Annotated in this window: 18 protein-coding genes, 1 pseudogene and 1 riboswitch; of the genes and pseudogenes, 9 read left to right on the forward strand and 10 right to left on the reverse strand. The window is 38.0% G+C overall.

Annotated features, from left to right (window positions below; all coding sequences use genetic code 11):
* Nucleotides 1–98 precede the first annotated feature (98 nt).
* Nucleotides 99–740 (forward strand): glycosyltransferase, encoded by a 642-nt coding sequence (locus HF078_RS17830; protein WP_169292365.1) that lies wholly within the window; start codon nucleotides 99–101, stop codon nucleotides 738–740.
* A 362-nt stretch (nucleotides 741–1,102) separates the two neighbouring features.
* On the opposite strand, the gene HF078_RS17835 is transcribed toward HF078_RS17830, so the two are convergent.
* Complete coding sequence (locus HF078_RS17835; RefSeq protein WP_169292366.1) at nucleotides 1,103–1,798, reverse strand: ABC transporter ATP-binding protein; 696 nt, start codon at nucleotides 1,796–1,798, stop codon at nucleotides 1,103–1,105.
* A gap of 10 nt (nucleotides 1,799–1,808) precedes the next feature.
* The gene (locus HF078_RS17840; RefSeq protein ID WP_169292367.1) at nucleotides 1,809–3,260 is read right to left on the reverse strand and encodes an FtsX-like permease family protein; all 1,452 of its coding nucleotides are present in this window, start codon (nucleotides 3,258–3,260) and stop codon (nucleotides 1,809–1,811) included.
* 373 nt (nucleotides 3,261–3,633) lie between these two features.
* On the opposite strand from HF078_RS17840, the gene HF078_RS17845 reads away from it, so the two are divergent.
* The 5 genes from HF078_RS17845 to guaC all read left to right on the forward strand — a co-directional run bounded on the left by HF078_RS17845 (nucleotide 3,634) and on the right by guaC (nucleotide 8,195).
* Complete coding sequence (locus HF078_RS17845; protein WP_169292368.1) at nucleotides 3,634–4,317, forward strand: response regulator transcription factor; 684 nt, start codon at nucleotides 3,634–3,636, stop codon at nucleotides 4,315–4,317.
* Nucleotides 4,314–5,780: a sensor histidine kinase gene (locus HF078_RS17850; protein ID WP_169292369.1), complete on the forward strand. Its 1,467-nt coding sequence runs from the start codon at nucleotides 4,314–4,316 to the stop codon at nucleotides 5,778–5,780. The genes HF078_RS17845 and HF078_RS17850 overlap by 4 nt, the downstream gene beginning before the upstream one ends.
* Nucleotides 5,781–5,925: 145 nt before the next feature.
* Entirely contained in the window at nucleotides 5,926–6,129 is a 204-nt protein-coding gene (locus tag HF078_RS17855; protein WP_169292397.1) for a hypothetical protein, read from the forward strand.
* A 33-nt stretch (nucleotides 6,130–6,162) separates the two neighbouring features.
* A complete protein-coding gene (locus tag HF078_RS17860) occupies nucleotides 6,163–6,759 on the forward strand; it encodes an STAS domain-containing protein (protein ID WP_346775374.1) in 597 nt (198 codons plus the stop codon).
* A 274-nt stretch (nucleotides 6,760–7,033) separates the two neighbouring features.
* Nucleotides 7,034–7,133, forward strand: a riboswitch (purine riboswitch).
* 78 nt (nucleotides 7,134–7,211) lie between these two features.
* Nucleotides 7,212–8,195 (forward strand): GMP reductase, encoded by a 984-nt coding sequence (gene guaC / locus HF078_RS17865; RefSeq protein WP_169292371.1) that lies wholly within the window; start codon nucleotides 7,212–7,214, stop codon nucleotides 8,193–8,195.
* 142 nt (nucleotides 8,196–8,337) lie between these two features.
* Here the strand turns inward: guaC and HF078_RS17870 are convergent, their stop codons facing one another.
* Both HF078_RS17870 and corA read right to left on the reverse strand, forming a co-directional pair.
* Nucleotides 8,338–8,775, reverse strand: coding sequence for an SRPBCC family protein (locus HF078_RS17870; RefSeq protein WP_169292372.1), 438 nt, complete (start codon nucleotides 8,773–8,775; stop codon nucleotides 8,338–8,340).
* Nucleotides 8,776–9,005: 230 nt separating this feature from the next.
* On the reverse strand, nucleotides 9,006–9,965 hold the full coding sequence (corA, locus tag HF078_RS17875; RefSeq protein WP_169292373.1) for a magnesium/cobalt transporter CorA: 960 nt from the start codon (nucleotides 9,963–9,965) through the stop codon (nucleotides 9,006–9,008).
* 130 nt (nucleotides 9,966–10,095) lie between these two features.
* Here corA and HF078_RS20955 point away from each other — a divergent pair, with 130 nt between their 5' ends.
* On the forward strand, nucleotides 10,096–10,323 hold the full coding sequence (locus tag HF078_RS20955) for a hypothetical protein (RefSeq protein WP_060666766.1): 228 nt from the start codon (nucleotides 10,096–10,098) through the stop codon (nucleotides 10,321–10,323).
* 254 nt (nucleotides 10,324–10,577) lie between these two features.
* Here HF078_RS20955 and HF078_RS17885 read toward each other — a convergent pair whose 3' ends face one another.
* The 4 genes and pseudogenes from HF078_RS17885 to HF078_RS20805 all read right to left on the reverse strand — a co-directional run bounded on the left by HF078_RS17885 (nucleotide 10,578) and on the right by HF078_RS20805 (nucleotide 13,857).
* Nucleotides 10,578–10,850 carry a hypothetical protein gene (locus tag HF078_RS17885; RefSeq protein WP_240951789.1) on the reverse strand — a complete coding sequence of 91 codons (273 nt, stop codon included), beginning with the start codon at nucleotides 10,848–10,850 and terminating at the stop codon, nucleotides 10,578–10,580.
* Nucleotides 10,851–11,010: 160 nt separating this feature from the next.
* A pseudogene (locus tag HF078_RS21340) lies at nucleotides 11,011–11,136 on the reverse strand (excalibur calcium-binding domain-containing protein); the annotation flags it as partial.
* 1,440 nt (nucleotides 11,137–12,576) lie between these two features.
* Nucleotides 12,577–13,284 (reverse strand): M48 family metallopeptidase, encoded by a 708-nt coding sequence (locus HF078_RS17895; RefSeq protein ID WP_169292375.1) that lies wholly within the window; start codon nucleotides 13,282–13,284, stop codon nucleotides 12,577–12,579.
* Between the two features lie 375 nt (nucleotides 13,285–13,659).
* Nucleotides 13,660–13,857, reverse strand: a complete 198-nt coding sequence (locus HF078_RS20805; protein ID WP_205831677.1) for a hypothetical protein — start codon at nucleotides 13,855–13,857, stop codon at nucleotides 13,660–13,662.
* Nucleotides 13,858–14,275: 418 nt separating this feature from the next.
* Between HF078_RS20805 and HF078_RS21345 the strand changes: the two genes are divergently transcribed.
* On the forward strand, nucleotides 14,276–14,470 hold the full coding sequence (locus tag HF078_RS21345; RefSeq protein ID WP_240951790.1) for a hypothetical protein: 195 nt from the start codon (nucleotides 14,276–14,278) through the stop codon (nucleotides 14,468–14,470).
* Nucleotides 14,471–14,630: 160 nt separating this feature from the next.
* Here HF078_RS21345 and HF078_RS17910 read toward each other — a convergent pair whose 3' ends face one another.
* Both HF078_RS17910 and HF078_RS17915 read right to left on the reverse strand, forming a co-directional pair.
* A complete protein-coding gene (locus HF078_RS17910; RefSeq protein ID WP_169292376.1) occupies nucleotides 14,631–15,677 on the reverse strand; it encodes a hypothetical protein in 1,047 nt (348 codons plus the stop codon).
* Between the two features lie 184 nt (nucleotides 15,678–15,861).
* Nucleotides 15,862–17,298: a caspase family protein gene (locus HF078_RS17915; protein ID WP_169292377.1), complete on the reverse strand. Its 1,437-nt coding sequence runs from the start codon at nucleotides 17,296–17,298 to the stop codon at nucleotides 15,862–15,864.
* 481 nt (nucleotides 17,299–17,779) lie between these two features.
* Between HF078_RS17915 and HF078_RS17920 the strand changes: the two genes are divergently transcribed.
* The gene (locus HF078_RS17920) at nucleotides 17,780–17,974 is read left to right on the forward strand and encodes a hypothetical protein (protein WP_169292378.1); all 195 of its coding nucleotides are present in this window, start codon (nucleotides 17,780–17,782) and stop codon (nucleotides 17,972–17,974) included.
* The last annotated feature ends 297 nt before the right edge of the window (nucleotides 17,975–18,271 follow it).

The raw sequence follows: 18,271 nt of genomic DNA on the forward strand, positions 1-18,271 counted from the left end.
CCTTCACTTCGTTAAACAAAAAGTGGCTTTGACGCATGAAAAATGTCCATTTAACAATAATAGGAAGGTACTTTTAAATGTTGGAAGGAGTAGAAGGAATGAAAAAATTATTGTTTGTGCTGTTCATGTTACCATTGCTGGTGAACATGCTACCTGGGTCAATCAGTGCCAATGCCAATAAACAGGAAGCTTGCATTAGTCAGTCTGAGGTAGAGTTCAAAAATCAATTCAGAAGACTTTGGATTGATCATGTATTGTGGACAAGTAATTATATTTCAAGCGCCACCACTCCAGGAGCTGAGGATCAAAAACAGGTGCTAACAAGGCTTTTGAAAAATCAAGAGGATATTGGAAACGCGGTAAAACCGGTATACGGAGAGGAAGCAGGGAACAAGCTAACGGAGTTGCTTAAGGAGCATATTGTTATTGCTGGAAAAATCGTTGATGCCGCTAAAAATGGGGACAAAAACTTAGTTAATCAACTTAACAAAGAATGGGTCAGAAATGCAGATGATATAGCAGCATTTCTTAGTGACGCCAACCCAAATTTATCAAATGAAGAACTAAAAGAATCTTTGTATATGCATTTGGAGTTAGTAGCCGATGACTTATCAGCAAGCTTAAATAAAGAATGGGATGAAAGAATCGTTGCCATTGATGAAGGGGTCACACATATCATCCTAATGGCAGATGCGATATCTGATGGTGTGGTAAAACAGTTTCCGGAGAAGTTTAAATAATTGCTTGAGAACCAGGTAAGATAATCTTGAAAGAATCCTTTTTTAGTAAAAGCTACTCTGAGAGATTGAAGCCACTGAAAAAGAGCTTGATTTTGAAATTTCACTAAACATCGCTGGTGATTTTCGCAAATGGCTTCGCTTTCCTAGGGGCACTGCTGGAGCCTCCTCGGCTACGCCTGCGGGGTCTCCACCTAGTGCTAGATCCCTCAGGAGTCTTCGCCTTTTGCTACAATCACCAGCTACGAATCATAAAAAACTTTACGTTATTAGTTTTTCAGTGGCTTCGAGGGATTGGAGTAGCTTTTTACACCTTGCTGAACTAACTTTCTTTATTCGTGACCATCATTCTGAATCTTTTCAACTCACTTAACTACCACTTCTCTCATTCTCTCCTCTACCAGCTTCCCTTTCGATAAGGTAACCTTCACATCTGAATTACTTGCGATGCTTTGGTCATGGGTAACAACAATCACGCATTTCCCTTCTTTATGGGCCAGCTTTTGAAGTAAGGCAATGATACTTTTGGCTGTGTCTTCATCCAAGTTTCCTGTTGGCTCGTCCGCCACGATCAGATCAGCAGACGAAGAAATGGCGCGTGCGATGGATACCCTTTGTTGTTGGCCACCGCTAAGTGTTAAGACTTTTTGATTTGCCTGGTCTTTAGAGATGCCTACCCTCTCCAATAAATCCAAGGCGTATTCTTTTTTATTTTGATGTTTCACACCGGTTATTTCCATTGCTGTTATAACGTTTTGAATGGCCGTCATATAAGGAAGAAGATTATATGACTGAAACACAATGGATACATATTGATTTCGGAATTTGGTTAACCCAATCCTGCTTAGGTCGGTTCCTTCATAAAGGACTATTCCTGATTTAGGTGTATCAAGCGCCGAAACCAAGGCAAGGAAGGTCGTTTTCCCAGATCCTGATGGACCTACAATGGTATAAAAGGTACCTCTCTCAAATGTCATGTCCACATCTTTTAAAATATACTGTTCCTTGGAACCTTGCTTGTACCAGTAACTAACTTGCTGTAGCGATAATAATGTACTCATCTTTTACCTCCTAGTCTTGATTGGTCAAGATTGCTTTTGGATTCATTCGAAGAACACTCAGGGCTGGAACAATTGTCGAAAATAACATGACCAGCAGTCCAATTCCAACCATCATAATTATGTTTTCAGCAGTAACGCCAATAGATAGTTCTTCTATTGTTTGTACGTCCTGAGTTTGAATCATTCCTCCAGGTCCCATTGCTCCCATCATTCCTCGCCTGTTAGTAAAGGATTGTGGTTCGTTGCTTTCTTCAGAGGCGGTAAGCTCTTGTTCTAGTAATTGATTTCCTACTGCGTCTGCCACATAGTTGCCTGTCATGAGGGATAACCCCATAGCTAGTACCGCTACCATCAATATTTCTACGAGGAATTGGCCTACTAATTTTTTTCGTTTCTCTCCAATCGCCAATAGAACACCCATCTCATATTTTCTTTCTCGAATGGTCATCATGACAATCAATCCGAGAATAATCGATCCGGCAATGGTGACCAGTAATACTATCTTGTTAGAGAAAGAAGATACATTCTCGATTGGTCCCATCATCTGTTGATAGAGCTGGTCATTCGCATTTAAAATAAACGTATCAAAATCGATGGTGCCCTTATCTTTCGCCTCTTCCATGAATGCCTCAATGTTTAACGGATCATTCATGTAATAGATTGCCTGATTAATGACCCCTTCTTCTCCCTTAAGTTGATTAGCCAATTCTATTGGTACATAGATAGAGTTATAAGGGTTCATCGATAAGATTCTTTCTGCTTGTGGAGGTATTTCCGCACTAGTAGAATAGATACCTTTGATTTCAAGTGTTATCGACTCCTCTGTTTCCACTGATGTAATGGAGATGTCATCGCCTATGGACCAGCCATTTTCGGATGCTAGATTTTCCTCCACCATCGCCACCATTTTTCCAGCGTCATCTGCTGTTAGGTGCTCTCCTTCTACTATTTCTGATTGACCATCCATAAAGGAAGTAGCCGCATCACTATAAAGTACCCCCTGGATATCCAAATCTGCATTCATACCCCCACCCATTCTGCCAGGCATCGTGCTTCCTTGGGCTTGACCTTCTTCTGTTGTACTCTCTTCTTCCTCCTCCTCTGCTCCGATCGCCATAAAATCAACTGCCATGGCACTCGTCGTAGAGTAGAAGTTATACCCTTCTACATACTCAGATTCAATGAGTGATTCTGCATCTTCTATATCAATGGGAATGGGTTGGAACATCGCTTGCCTTCTTCTCTCTTCCCCGCCATTTTCCACCAGACTTTGTCTGTCGACCGTTAATGTGACATCTCCACCAAGTTCTTTCCTTGCTAAGTTACTAGACTCCTCTGCCGCTGTCTGAATCGTTAAACCAGTTAATACAAATACAGATATAACAGCAAGTACGACGAGAAGAATCAGGCTTTTCCCCTTTCTAGCTGTTACACTCCAATACGCCCTTTTGATAAAATTCACTTTTTATTACCTCCTCTTTTATTAGGCTCTGTTAAAGTATATTGTTGCTTTTTGCAGCAACCTAGCTGTTGATTGGAGCAATAGGCGAAGACTCCTTAGGGAAATAGCGTTTAGGGGAGACCCCGCAGGCGCTTTTCCGAGGAGGCTCCCCAAACGCCCCTAGGAAAGCGAAGCCTAGTGCGGAAATCAACAGCGGTGTTTAACAGAGCCTTTTATTAAACAAGCTATAGTAGGTATTATTCAAAATGAAACTGATTTGGTCCTTAAAAGAAACTGAAAGTTAGCTGAAAATGTTAATCAAAGGGCCATTATCCTGCTATATTGGGGTTACAATAAACGGTGAGAAGGTAAATGGAGAGAGGTACACGTTATTATGAAAAACAAAGACATTAAAGTACTGCTTGTCGATGATGAGAAAAATATATTGCAATTCCTCGAGCTTGGCTTAACAAACGAAGGATACAAAGTAAAGACAGCCTCAGATGGAATTATTGCGATGAACCTATTACCAGACTTTCAACCCCATGTCGTTATTTTAGATGTCATGATGCCTGGTTTAGATGGATTCGAGGTGTGTAACATGATAAGAAAAAGCGGTGTCCAAACCTCCATCATCATGTTGACGGCAAGAGATGAGGTCGACAATCGAGTAAAAGGATTAACGATTGGAGCGGACGATTACCTTGTGAAGCCTTTTAGCTTCGAGGAATTATTGGCCCGTATTCAAGCGAGGATCCGCAATCAATTCCCGGATCAATACGGTGAAGTCATCTACGGTCCCTTTCGAATTGATGACAGGCGGAGAGAGATTGAGTACAAGGGCACAGGACTATCCCTCTCTCCGACAGAATATGAACTATTAAAATATCTCGTCTTAAATCACGGGATGGTCATGAGTAAGCTATTGATTTTAGATAAAGTGTGGGGATATACCTTTCAAGGAGAGGATAATATCGTGGAAGTCTACATCCGTTCCTTGCGGGAAAAGCTCGGTGATAAACAGCATCAACTCATTCGTACGATTAGAGGGGCTGGTTATAGGTTGGATTTATCATGAACCGTATTCGAAAAATCTTACAATCACTATCGCCTACCTCACTTCGGTATCAGCTTCTTTTTAAAATGCTCATTATTCTCTCGCTTATATTAGTGGTGATTGGCTTTTTTCAATTTATGGTCTTAAAGGACTTTCTTTATAAAAATGAAGCGGAACAACTAAGTGGGAAAATCATGTCTGTTCCGATAGGAGCGTTAGGAGAATTTGCGGAACCTCCCGGTGGCAGAGAGCGACCTCATTTCTTTTTAGTAGAGAATGTCTCCCTCTCTCTTATTCAGGAGGATGGAACGTATATTGACTTATTAGAAGAGAATGGGTTGGTATCTCCACGATTCACGGAAGCGGAGTTGGGGTCTATTAAAGAAAATTTAGGAGGCAGGAGCCGAGCAGATTATCATTTGGTAAAAGATGAAAACGGCACCGAACAGCTCGTCCTGTTCCGGCCGGCGTTGCGCAATTCAAACCGTTTCCAAAATGGAGAAGGCGCGATTTTACAGATGGGAATCAGCACCGCTCCCCTCCAGCAGCTATTATGGCAACAATGGTTAACCTTTATGGTCCTTTCCATTTTTGCGATAGCCGCAGGAATGTGGATCTACTTCTCTGTTATTAAAAAGACATTGGGACCTTTATCCAACATCGTATCATCAGTTCAAACCATTGACGCCTCCAACATGGCGTACCGAATTCCACAGAATCAAGGACAAGAAGAAATAGATCTGTTATCGGAATCCTTTAATGATATGCTCCAACGGCTCGAACTTTCTTTCGGGCAAGAAAGAGAAGCAAAGGAACAAATGAGACGTTTCATCGCGGACGCGTCCCATGAACTACGAACCCCTCTTACATCTGTGCACGGTTACCTTGAGGTGCTGTTAAGAGGCGCTGCCCAAAATCCGAATCAATTGTCGATGGCACTTGATAATATGTACGGTGAAACAAAACGGGTGATTAAGCTAGTCGAGGAATTGTTACTGTTGGCAAAATTAGATCAGGCACCGGAATTAGAGCTGCAGTCAACCAATCTAACCGAACTCATTCGCGACATGAAACCACAACTAAGTCTCCTCGCGGGAAAAAGAGTCATAACCTTTCATTTGGTCAATGACGTGTACGCGAACGTCAACTCTGACAAAATAAAGCAAGTAATCTTAAACCTCGTTCAAAACGCAGTTCAACATACGGATACTGTGCAAGGCAGGATTGATATACGATTAGAGAGTTTGGAGGATGCTATTCAGTTAAGCGTCGAGGATAACGGTTCAGGAATAGAAAGGGATAAGCTGCCTCATGTATTTGAGCGTTTCTATCGGATTGATTATTCCAGAAATCGTGAGTATGGCGGAGCTGGTCTCGGGCTTTCTATTACAAAAGCAATCGTAGAGGCACACCAAGGGAATGTGGATGTCATTAGTTTACCAGGAGAAGGCGCTAAGTTTTACGTTCGATTGCCATTGGGCTGAGTGGTGGAAAAAAGTTTTTTCATGAACAAAAAACCCTTCTTCCACACGACTCCTTCCCTTCGAAGTGAAAAAATTGTCGCAATTTTGTATCTTTCTTCCTATATCTAAGTTAGGATGGGAGTAAGAAGGAAGGCAGGTGATACCGATGACGCATGCACATAGCTTGGTTTATGAAACAATGGAAGAAGCGGCAGATGAAATTTTGGCCCTGATTAGTAAATTTGTAGATGTGAACACTTTTTTCATTGCAAAGAATGATAAAAAGGATGTCAACATTAAACATGCCTTCAATCGTAATGATGTTGTGCTTCCCTCAGGGTTTGAAACGTTATACCGGGATTCCTACTGACAGTTTATTGTAAAAAGTGGTCGGGAACCACTTATCATTGAAGATTTGAATTTATCTCACCTAACTAAAGACATGGAAGTTACCAAAAGTCTTGGGGGCGGATCGCTAATCGGTGTTCCCATTTACTATAAGGATGGGGAGAATTACGGTACCTTGTGTGGAATGGATTTGCGCCCCTTCCATTTTACAGAAAATCACAAGGATTTATTTAAAGCCATGGCCAAGTTGCTTGGAAACGTATTGGATTTAGAAAAGAAAAATTTACAAATACAAATGCTCTCGGTGCCTCTAGTCCCAATATTTGATGATATGGCTGTCCTTCCGCTTATCGGCGAGGTGGATTCGGAACGTACGTCCAGGGTCATCGAACACACTTTGGCTGAAGCGGCAAAAGGAGAATTAGAGCACATTATCATCGATTTATCCGGACTCGCTCGCATCGATTCGAAAAGCGTCGAAAACTTAATGCTTATCTCCAACTCTCTTAAACTGGTAGGAGTCCGCGTTATCTTTACCGGGATTCGACCAGATCTTGCTAAAAAAGTGAACCAATTATTAAATACCTATCAAGACATTACGTTTAAATCAACACTTAAACAAGCTATTCATTCGATTAGAAAAGGCACTTAAATGGGTAATTCATAGTCATAAGCAACAAATAAAAGGCTTTATATGCTATATCATGGCATATAAAGCCTTTTCTATTGTTAATAAAAAAACGAACTGTTTGTATTTTCATATATCATGCGGTCTTTCCTAACATTTAATCTTTACTAGACAGAAATATAGACAAATAAACAATTTAATTTGTAATAATCGTGTGTTTTTCTTATTTTTATACCTTAAATACGAACATTTATTATTTACATAACCAAAAGGTTCGTTTATAATCAAAGTTGTGTTTAATAATATATTTACTTTCATTCGTATATTCTTAGAGATATGGTCTAAGAGTTTCTACTAGGAGCCGTAAAATCCTAACTACGAATGGGTGGATTCCTCTACCCATTTTTAGTCTGGATTTTTTTGTTGTGTAAAAACCGAACATTACTATGAAAATTAATCTTTTAGGGGTGTGTCTCATGGAAAATGTATTTGATTATGAAGATATTCAGTTAGTTCCAAATAAATGTGTGGTTAACAGCCGTTCTGAGTGTGATACAACGGTGACACTTGGTGGCCGTCAATTTAAACTACCTGTCGTGCCAGCCAATATGCAAACGATCATTGATGAAAAGATTGCCCTTTATCTTGCTGAAAACAATTACTTTTACATCATGCACCGCTTCGAGCCACAAAAGCGTCAGGCATTCATTGAGAACATGCATGCAAAAGGCCTTTACGCTTCCATTAGTGTTGGGGTGAAGGAAGAAGAATATTCATTCGTTGAAGAGCTTGCTGGAGCGGGACTTACTCCTGAATTCATCACAATTGACATTGCCCATGGGCATTCCAATGCTGTTATCAATATGATTCAGCATATCAAAAAACACTTACCAGAGAGCTTCGTCATTGCTGGTAACGTTGGTACGCCTGAAGCGGTACGTGAACTAGAGAATGCAGGTGCCGATGCAACAAAAGTTGGAATTGGTCCTGGTAAGGTATGTATCACAAAAATTAAAACAGGTTTCGGAACTGGTGGCTGGCAGTTGGCAGCACTTCGTCTATGTGCAAAGGCAGCAAGCAAACCGATCATTGCCGATGGCGGAATCCGTACACACGGTGATATCGCGAAATCCGTACGTTTCGGTGCAACGATGGTCATGATTGGTTCCCTTTTTGCCGGCCATGAAGAATCACCAGGAGAAACTAGCGAAGTAAACGGTAAACTAGTAAAAGAATATTTCGGCTCCGCTTCTGAATTCCAAAAAGGCGAAAAGAAAAACGTAGAAGGCAAAAAAATGTTCGTTGAGCATAAAGGTGCCTTACAAGATACTCTAACGGAAATGGAGCAAGATCTTCAGTCTTCTATCTCCTACGCTGGAGGAACGACTTTAGACGCCATTCGTCACGTCGATTATGTGATTGTGAAGAACTCTATTTTTAATGGGGATAAGGTTTATTAAGGGATAGGATTTTAGAGGAAAGTTAAAGAGACAAGCATGAAGGCCCCATTAATCGCATGGATTAATGGAGCCTTTTGTTTGTTAAAGATATTTTATGTAAAAAAATCCATTGAGCTGGCTGAAAAACGCTATCCCTTACATACTATTTTTCTTGAGGAGCCGTCTTAACCAATGATGCTCGAAGGTTGACACCATACTCCATGTATCCCTTCAAACATGTAAGCATATACACCCAGCCTTCTTTATTGTCTAATAATTGATTTACGTAGTCTTTGTCGTTCTCATCAAATCCATCCTCATTAACTTCTACGATGGTACTTTCTTCTTCTTGCATAAATTTAATTGTGACTTGATGATTTTCTCCCCATATAAAGACAATCTTCTTATTTTTTTGAATTTCTATGATATCTATACTACCCTGAGCATTATACTCTTCATATGTTAAGGTAATAGTTTTCCCTTCCTCCCATCTTTCAGAACTTGAAGAAAACCAAAAGTAACCTATTTTCACAGGATCTACAAATGCTTCAAAAACTTCATGAGCCGGCTTTTCAATTCTCATTTGAGAGAGATTATTCATACAACTTCCACTCCCTTTCATTTTTTCTACTTATTAAAGGTAACATATTTTTAATCTTCCAAACATACTGTTTTTTCAAAATAGACTCTGTCGCTTCTCCCCCGCTGGAGTCTTCGCCTATTGCTCCAATCAACAGCTAGGTTGCTGCAAAAATCAACAGTATGCTTTAACAGAGCCTTTCATTTTAAAAAACGAGCATAAAACCACAAATGGTTTCATACTCGCTTAACCTACTTAAACCAGCCCTTCCACTTAAACCAAATAAACAAGCTGATCCCCATGACGACCATGACTCCAAGCGCGATAAAGTACCCATATCTATAGGTCAGCTCAGGCATATATTGAAAGTTCATGCCGTAGATTCCCGCTATAAAAGTCAGTGGTGCGAAGATAGACGTGATGATGGTAAGGACCTTCATCACATTGTTGGCTTGATGGGAGTTCAAGGAAAGGTAATTATCCCGAATGTCCGCCGTCAATTCCCGGTTGGAAGTAACCATATCAGATAGCTTCAGGAGATGGTCATAAATATCCGCGAAGTACTCTTTCCTTTTCATGACCCCATCCAGGCGATGCGTATTGAGCATGCGGTACAGCAGATCCCGCATCGGGTTGATCGTATGTCGCAGGTCCAATAAGGAATACCTCGTATCAAACAGCTCATCCATCAGCTGATTCATCGATTTTTCTTGCGTGTTGTCCTCAATTTTGTCCAACTGGTCCTCCAGCTTATATAGCAACGGAAAATAAGCATCCACAATGTCGTCTAGAATTTCATAGAACACATAATACTCATCCCAGCTTTCCACGTCTTTGGGTGGCTTGTCCAAGCTTTTCCACACCGCATCCACCTCTTTAGAAGGTGCCTGATGAAAACTTACGACATAGTTTTCCCCTAAAAAGAAATTCACTTCCTCTTTATGAAGCTCGTCTTCCCTTTGTTGAATACTGTGCGTCACGAAAAACGTATGATCCTCATAATGATCAAGCTTCGGCCGCTGCAGTCTATGTATGCAATCCTCAATGGCCAATGGGTGGAAGTGGAACGTACTGTCTAAATGTTTTATTTCCTCTTCCGACGGTTGATTGAAGTCAACCCAGATCCATTTGTATGCGTCCCTATCAAGGTTATTGATACTAATATCTTTGGTGATTCGATGATTTCTTGTCATTCCAGCAATTCTTATCATTTGGCTTCCCCTCACATTCGTATAGGGTTTTTATACCCAGATTTGTGGGGTTTTAAAAGTAGCGCACAAAAATCAAACAGGCACTTAATGGGGTGATGGGTTATAGACTAGAGGGATAGGAGTGTCAGCTATGCCTTGGCATCAGAAAATTCCTCACTTAATGAATCAGCCTATTGGAGTGTCGTTTTTAGATGGCACCGGGACTTCAGGGGTGTTATGTGGGACATCCAACGGAAAACTCTTAGTTATGGAGTATCTATACCATTCACAATTCGCTTTAAAACAATATGATATGAATACGGTACAGAATATATATGGGTATCCGGGGTGTTCGGGTCAGCGGTTTTGGGGATATTAGAAACCATTGGGGCGAAGCAAAGCGAAGCATAGGGACGGTTCTCCTGCTTCCTTGGACTTTAATGAAAGCGCAGAACCGTCCCCGTCCTTTTCGAATAGCAATACTGGATTCATTCTAAATGCTTTAATTCCTCTAACCTGTCGTTGGTTGAAGAACTAACCTAATAGATATCATCCTTACTCTCTACCCACTATTCATAAGTAACCTCTGATTCATTTTCAAAAACAACACTAATATAGTATGGGTTTAGATGTTTAGAGCCTTCCTCGCAGAACAGTGGAAATAGTCCATTCTTCATCTGGATAATGCTCTTCTAAGTATGGTCTTAGTAATTGCACCTTCTTATCAATTTGCGCATCGATCCAAAAAGGACGGGTGAGAAAAAATATGCAATAAGATGCGAATATAATTAATGCTAATAAACAACTAGCATTTCTCCATTTACCTTTTAAAAAGATTGCAATAGTTAGGATTGAGCTAATTACAACACCGACAATTAATAACTCTATTATTTTTGTTGGATACATTAAAGCTGTCCTCCTTTACTTAGTCCTTCTAGGAAGCAGCGGGACCGTTCTGCTTCATTAGTGGGTTTAAAAAGTCTAGAACCATTCCAGTTCCATTTAAAGAGAAATAAAAAATCCCAATTCATTTTTTGAAAAGGGATTATTCGTTATAAGAGTAATATTAACTTTCGCAAGCAAAATTATCTTTATCTCTATCCATTTTTTTTTGATAGGCTGGATGATCAGAAGCCACACCATTTGGGTATTTCTTTCTTAGTTCCGTACAATTTGCAAAGACCTCTACACCTGCACTTGAAGGTGCTTCTGCCTTCGCTTTGGCTGCTGCTTCTGCCTCCGCTTTGGCTGCCGCTTCTGCCTCCGCTTTAGCTGCTGCTTCTGCCTCCGCTTTGGCTGCCGCTTCTGCCTCTGCTTTAGCTGCTGCTTCTGCCTCCGCTTTGGCTGCCGCTTCTGCCTCTGCTTTGGCTGCTGCTTCTGCCTCCGCTTTAGCTGCCGCTTCCGCTTCCGCTTTAGCTGCCGCTGCCGCTGCCGCTTCCGCCTCCGCTTTAGCTGCTGCTTCTGCCTCTGCATTCGCTGCTGCTTCTGCCTCTACTTTCGCTTCTGTTTCAGCCTCTTCCTCAGAACTCTTTTCCTCAATCTTATCCTCTTCTTGTGAGATATTCGAACTTTCTGATGAACAAGCAACTAAACTGAACATTAATAATAAAAATGATAAACCTACTAAATACTTTTTCAATTCCATATCCCCCAAAATAAATTTATATAAGCTTACAACAATATCAAAATATGTTATAGTTCTACTTTTCAATATAGAATTAACTATAAAATAGTCCTTCTTTATCATCGATCGAAACAAAGAGGCTTTTATCATTTAGTAAACTAATGAAAAGCCTCTTAATATGCCCTATTATATAAGAACTTAGTTCTATATCGTTCCTAACATACAACGGATTTGAAAAAGTAAGAGGGATGGATCTCACTTCCAAGTTCTAAGGAAACAGTAGAAAATCCCCTTGAGTTCCTTATTTAACTTGTCTTTAAAAATACAAATTTTATTAGCAATATTAGTAAGCCTAGCACTACTTTTGATGTAACTTCTGCCCAGAATCTTTTACTAACTAGAATACGTTTTAAACGAGTGAAAAATAGTTTCATTTTTTTACCCTCCGAAGGTTTATTCGGTGTAGTTGGGTAAGGTATTACAAGTCTAAATTCATTTCAGTCAGTTGTATTTTAGCCTTATATTTTTTAATATTTACCACTTTTCACTCGTCTAGTTACCTATTGTTTTTTTCGCCTTATTAAATATATTTAGTTTTGGCTTTTAATTAAATTGGGATTTTATGTAATATTTAAGTGGATTTATTTTGTTTTTATTAACGGCATTTTTCTTTATCTTTTAGTTTAAAATTAGATAAACCTATAACTTCTACACCGTAATTCAATTATATTTCAAATACACTAAATTTGTCTATCTTTTCCGAAAAAATACAGTTAGCAAGAGAACCGTCATCGGGCTAGAACCGTCGCTCTGACTTTCAGGATTTAGAGCGACGGTCCTTTGCTTCCTTACTTTACTGTATCTTATCGAATGTATTGACTAGGGAGGTATTCACTTCTTTTCGCTTTAATTGCTAAAAAACTATTTAGTTGTACCCACCCCGTGCAATTATTTCAAAAGTTCCACTAATTAAAGAAAAAAAGAAGCAGAGGTCCGTCCCCTGCTTCTTTAAATAGTCATCTTCCAACTCGACTGAGCCAACCAACTTTCCTGCTCTTTATAATCATGCGATATTCTCCCTACAAGTCGCCAGAAGGATCGGTCGTGATTGAGATGAATCATATGGCACATTTCGTGTACGACTACATAATCGATTACTTTCATTGGAGCCATGGCCAACTTCCAATTGAAAGTTAACTGTAATTGCGAATCACAGGTTCCCCATGTAGTCTTACTATCAGATATACGGATAGACCGTGGTTTTACTTTAAAGTTACTTTGATAGGATTTTACACTCTTCTCCACTATCGCTTTGCATTGTTGGTAATAAAATCTCTTTAAAGCTTGTTTTATCTTTTCGTCCTCCACCTGTTTCACATATACATTTATATGTTTCTCATCAAAAAAGACATAATCTTGTTCAATAGTACTATCTTGATAAACCTTTACAGGATAGGTGTTTCCTAAATAAAGAACCCTCTCCTCCTGACTGTATTCCTTCTCCTGCTGCCCAAGCAGTCTGTCCTTCATTTCCTTTGATTTTTCTTGAATCAGTTCCCAGTTTTCCTCCAGCAATTGAAGCACTTTTTCATCCTGTGTACCTTTAGGAGCCTGGACTTCCACATTTCCATAAACGTCCATACGAATTGCAATGGATCTTCGATTTTTGTATTTTATCTCAAAATGGATGGTTTCTCCTGAATATGTATGTAACATTTTATCACCCTGCATCATTTACTTTTTCAAGTAATTATATTAAATTTTGCCTATAAAAAGTAGCAGATTAACTTCTTACTCCAAAATCCTAATCCCAGAAGGAAGCCCGTCTGTCACGTCCAAGAAGTAGAAGGAAGGTTCTCTTACTTCATGCTGAGATCTATGACCTTACCGCTAATCTCTAGCAGCCATATTTAACCGTGTTATTTCAAACGTTATTAGACCCATAGATGGCCCAAGCCTGAAAGTCCAGTACAAACATATAACCATTCCAAACCATGCCATTTATGGGATCCACCCCCACTGACAAGCTTCTTCAACTTCCCCTTAGCATCATAAATTTCATATAAATAATCAGGATCCCCAAAGGATAGATCAATTTGCATTATTTCTTTTACTAACTACTTCAACCTTGTAATTGTCCTTGTACTTTACCTCATACTGATACGCTTGGTTAAATGAATCCGATCCGAACAACAAACGTGGTTCGTTGTTAACAAAATAATAAAAATAAGAGTTTGTCGTTCCTCCGCTTCCGCCTGTCGGGATAGTGATTAAAATAATTGATCCCATCTCCCGTAAAATCCTCAAAAAACAGAATCGGATCATACCACATATTTACCTTCAGAGGAATACTAAACGAGACACCAGTGGCTCCATCCTGGATTCCAAGCACCATGTTCTGTATGATGTAACCCTCTGGTTCCCTGTAACCTGTCACATACACACTATCAGGGATCAGGTCACCATTTACATCGCTAGTTGCCGATGCAACAACTCCATTAATTCTCCAGTTGGAATTGAAATAAACCTATTCATATTAGCCTCGCCTGCACACATTTGATTGTTACATCTAACCTACGCTCTGCGCTGTACACATGTTCAGCCCACAACATTCAAACAGGCACTTTACTGCTCTATAGGTTATAGGCTAGAGGGAGAGGAGTGTCAGCTATGCCTTATGCCTTGATAACAGAAATTACTGTACTTAATGAATCTGCCTATTGGGGTTTCTTTTGTAGATGAGACAGAGACTTCCGGGGTTTTATGTGGGACCTTTAATCGGAAGCTTCTGGTGTTGGAATACTTGTATCATGGTCAATTTGCGTTGAAACAATATGATGTGATTAGGATACAGGATATTCATGGGTATCCGACTTGTTCGGGTCAACGATTTTGTGCATAAAGAAGTTTTTACATGGATTCTTACTTTAAAGTTCTGTTATAAACAAAGAGGCTTCCAGCAGTTAGCTAACGGAAGCCTCTTAAAATTTACATTATGTTTGAATTACAATCAAATATTCTCTAATAGCAAAGGGGGAGGCCCTTCCCTATTTAAAAAAATGTTAAATGTAATTACGACTTTTCCAGTCACTTTTCTCGTAATCTGACATTCTATCTTTATACCCCATATAATTGGCTATAGATAGAACAACAAGAATTATACAAGTAAAAACTTGAGTCACATGCAGGACTTTCCCAAAAGTTGTAAAGTCGGATGAATCAAAGGAAAAGTTAAAAGCTGAAACGGAGAAGCTATATAAAATATAATCTATAAACTTTTGGTCAACTTCAGGTGGAGGACATAAGATACTAAATCCAAGATAGTAAATGAGTGAAAAAAGTAACGTGATTTCTAAATAACTATGAACTGCGAGAGATATTCGATTACCTCTTTTTAAAGTAGATAATTTCTCCCCTATGTTTAAATCTCTTGTCATTCTTGTAGAAACTACATCATTATAAAATGCATAGCATATTTCAAATGCTCTAGAAAAAGTATGTAAAATAACAAATGTAAAAAAAATTTGGCTAATAATGTCTTCGTTGTAAGTTTTTACGCCCTCTAAAATTACAAAAATAACCAAAACACTTGCAAATATAATGTTTGCCCAATTACTCATTATAATAAACAATTTCCTTCTTTTTTTCATTTGATATTCTAAATAGGCAATGGTACTACAAACAAACTTTTTATACCTTCCATTTGTTGCTACTTCTTTATTGATAATAACAATTCTTCTCTTTAATGGTTCCTCTAATATTTCTTTAAAAATTTTCGCGAAAATATAATCTGGTGATATAAAAAATAATAATAAATTTTTAAACCTTAAACTATTCTTCCTAAAGCAAAAATTAAATATTTCCTTTTTGTTAAATATAACATCCAAGTTACGGAATCTAATAAGCGTTCGATAATAAACCATATAATGTATAAAGAACGCCCAAATTATTACTAGTACAAAGCCTAATGTCCAGTACAATATATTAATTTGTAATATACTATACGATTTTAAAATGTTAGCATCTCTCAATATTACAATAGGCAGCAACAATAACATAAAGATTTTCAAATTAAATAAAGGTAACTTCTTCTGTGATATTTTCATCATTAAAATCCTCACATAACGTTTGTAAAATTTTATATTTAATATAGTTAAGTCTTTTTCAACTTTTCACCTCTTCTATCCCTTTAAACAACTTCATAAGGAGAGAGGGACGGTTTTCCTGCAGTTTCCGAATTTCAAAAGAAGTGTCAAAAACCGACCTCTGCATTTCAAAAAAATTTACCACAATTTAAATTGGAATATTTATGGTTTCATTAACATCTATCTTCTTAGGATCGACATTAGAATAATATTTTGGACGAAATCCTATAAGCTGAATTTTAGTAATTACCCCGTTATCCAACGTAAGTGAAAGAGTTTCTATTTTTTCAATTGCACCAGTTAGTATAAGAGATCCCACAATCATAACTCGTATTTTCTCAGGTGTGTATCTTTGACTTGCTAAGTACGAAATAATATTTGGTATTACTTGTATTTTTGCATTTATAGGCTTACTAATCATTGATTCAACTAAGGAATCTCCATAGCCGGACGGTATAACTTTTTCACCAAACAGAATGCGTCTAATACGCAACATTGCTATCTCGTCAGGAGTAAGTGTTTTACCCATCCCACCACCAACTGACATTTCAGAAAAGATTGAGTTAATGCTTTCTCCTGTACCTTTTAGGTTTACAACAATGATTGTCCCTTCTCGTGTAGATTTAATGTCAATATTTTCAATAGATACTATATCCGCCTCATCTCTTATAGCAAATGGATATCTATCTCTCATGCTCTTTAAAGCTTGTTCTATTTTAGAATCAGGATTAATAAGTGTTATTTGATATTCGACCTTGTTTTTTATATGAAACTCATCATAGTCGGCTATTATTGGACCAAGCCAAAAACTAAGTCCAGATGAACTTACTTGTTCTTCTATAGAATTTGTTGTTACTTTTACTGAAGTCGATTCGCTCCTATTTATTACTCTTTTTATTAACATTGGCTCTCCGTTCAGAGTACTTTTTATTACAGGACTCTGATTTGGAAATTCCTCCTTTAACCTTTTGCTTACAAAAGAATATAAATTATAAACATCTATATCACCATTTCTATCAGCTGCTTCTCCCTCTAACCCACGAATTAAATAGTCAGTAAAAGCTCCGTGACCTCCCCTATCCCAAGCATATTGACTCTCTGTACAAGCTGCAATAAGTACCTTGCCTGCCCCTTTAACTTCTAAGCCACGGTGCATATCCTGTTGAATGTTTCGTGTAATCGCTCCACTATGGCATGTATCAAAAAAAGATAAAACTGTGCTAGCCGTAGTCTTCTCAATCATATCTCTTACTTCGGACATTTTTATCATTGATTTATTTGGAGAACAAATATCTCCATCAAACGGAACAAAATAACCCTCATTATTTATAAATGCACCATGTCCTGCCCAAAATAGAAATAGTACATCCGTATCAATTGCGCTTTCAAAAAAAGAATTTAAAGCAGACAGTAAAATATTCCCTCTTGAGATAGTTCCTTTAAAAACTTGGACATCCTGTTCCTTAAAAAAAGAAGGAGACTCCACTAAAAGGCGCTTTATTTCTAAAGCATCATTCACTGTATTAGGAAGAGCATTTGCACTGTTATACTGATCTACAGCTATAATCAAAGCTTTATACCTCATTTTATTACCACCCACCTAACCTCTATGTACGAAAGAATATTTTAGATAAAAATATTTATTGAAATTTCACAACCCAAGTAAAAAGATAACAATTCTAAAATTATTTTCAGTGTTTCCTATACTACGAGGGAAAAGATTATTCCTATTTAATAAGCACTTCATTCGATGCTAGCTACTAAGTTCGAATGTATCTCTATGAATTTCGCTTCAGCTACTGCGTGTTTAATAGATTTGACAATCCTTTCATGAACAAAATTTTGTACTATCTTATTAGCAAAGTATAACTAGATACTTTTCAATATGATTATGTAAACCTTTTGCATAAAAACATACAACTTCTTCTGTATTAAACATTTTATTTAGTAATCTTGTTGATTTATTTTTTAAACCAATTCCTCCTTAATTCGATTATATATTCCACAACTTTACAGGAAATTCCTTTATTTTATCGAATTATGTATTATAAAGGAGGCTAAAAACTATGAATTTCACTTATAAACAACTTTATGATTGGTTAATTGAATATCCACAAGGAAAGAGCTTTGCACATACCCTCTCAACGGTAATTGAGCCGGGAATAGAACTTGGGTCATTGATTCAAGTTGATGATTTAATTGACGGTACCATACAGGTTAATCTCTTAGTTTTTAATAAAGACTTTATAATTAGAGCTTAGTATCTAAATAATAGCAATGACCTAACAAAAAATAATGTGAAAACTTTAACTTACTCACAACGTCATATCAAAAGAGATTAATTTAACTGATACTTTATCAACTTTTTCTGGTATTCAATTTTCTAGCTATAATTATTTATTCATTTTCCAAAATGGTAGGGAACTTAAGATATCGTAGAAAGATTTTCGACAACAGCAAGATACACTTGATCAAACTATCGCAATATTATTGGGTCTATAAAATAGATCAGGGGACGGTTCGAGCGTTTCCTTACGACATCAGGGGCTTAGATTAAG

The sequence above is a fragment of the Bacillus sp. RO2 genome (assembly GCF_012911845.1).
In the GTDB taxonomy this organism is placed as follows: Bacteria; Bacillota; Bacilli; order Bacillales; family Bacillaceae_I; genus Sutcliffiella_A.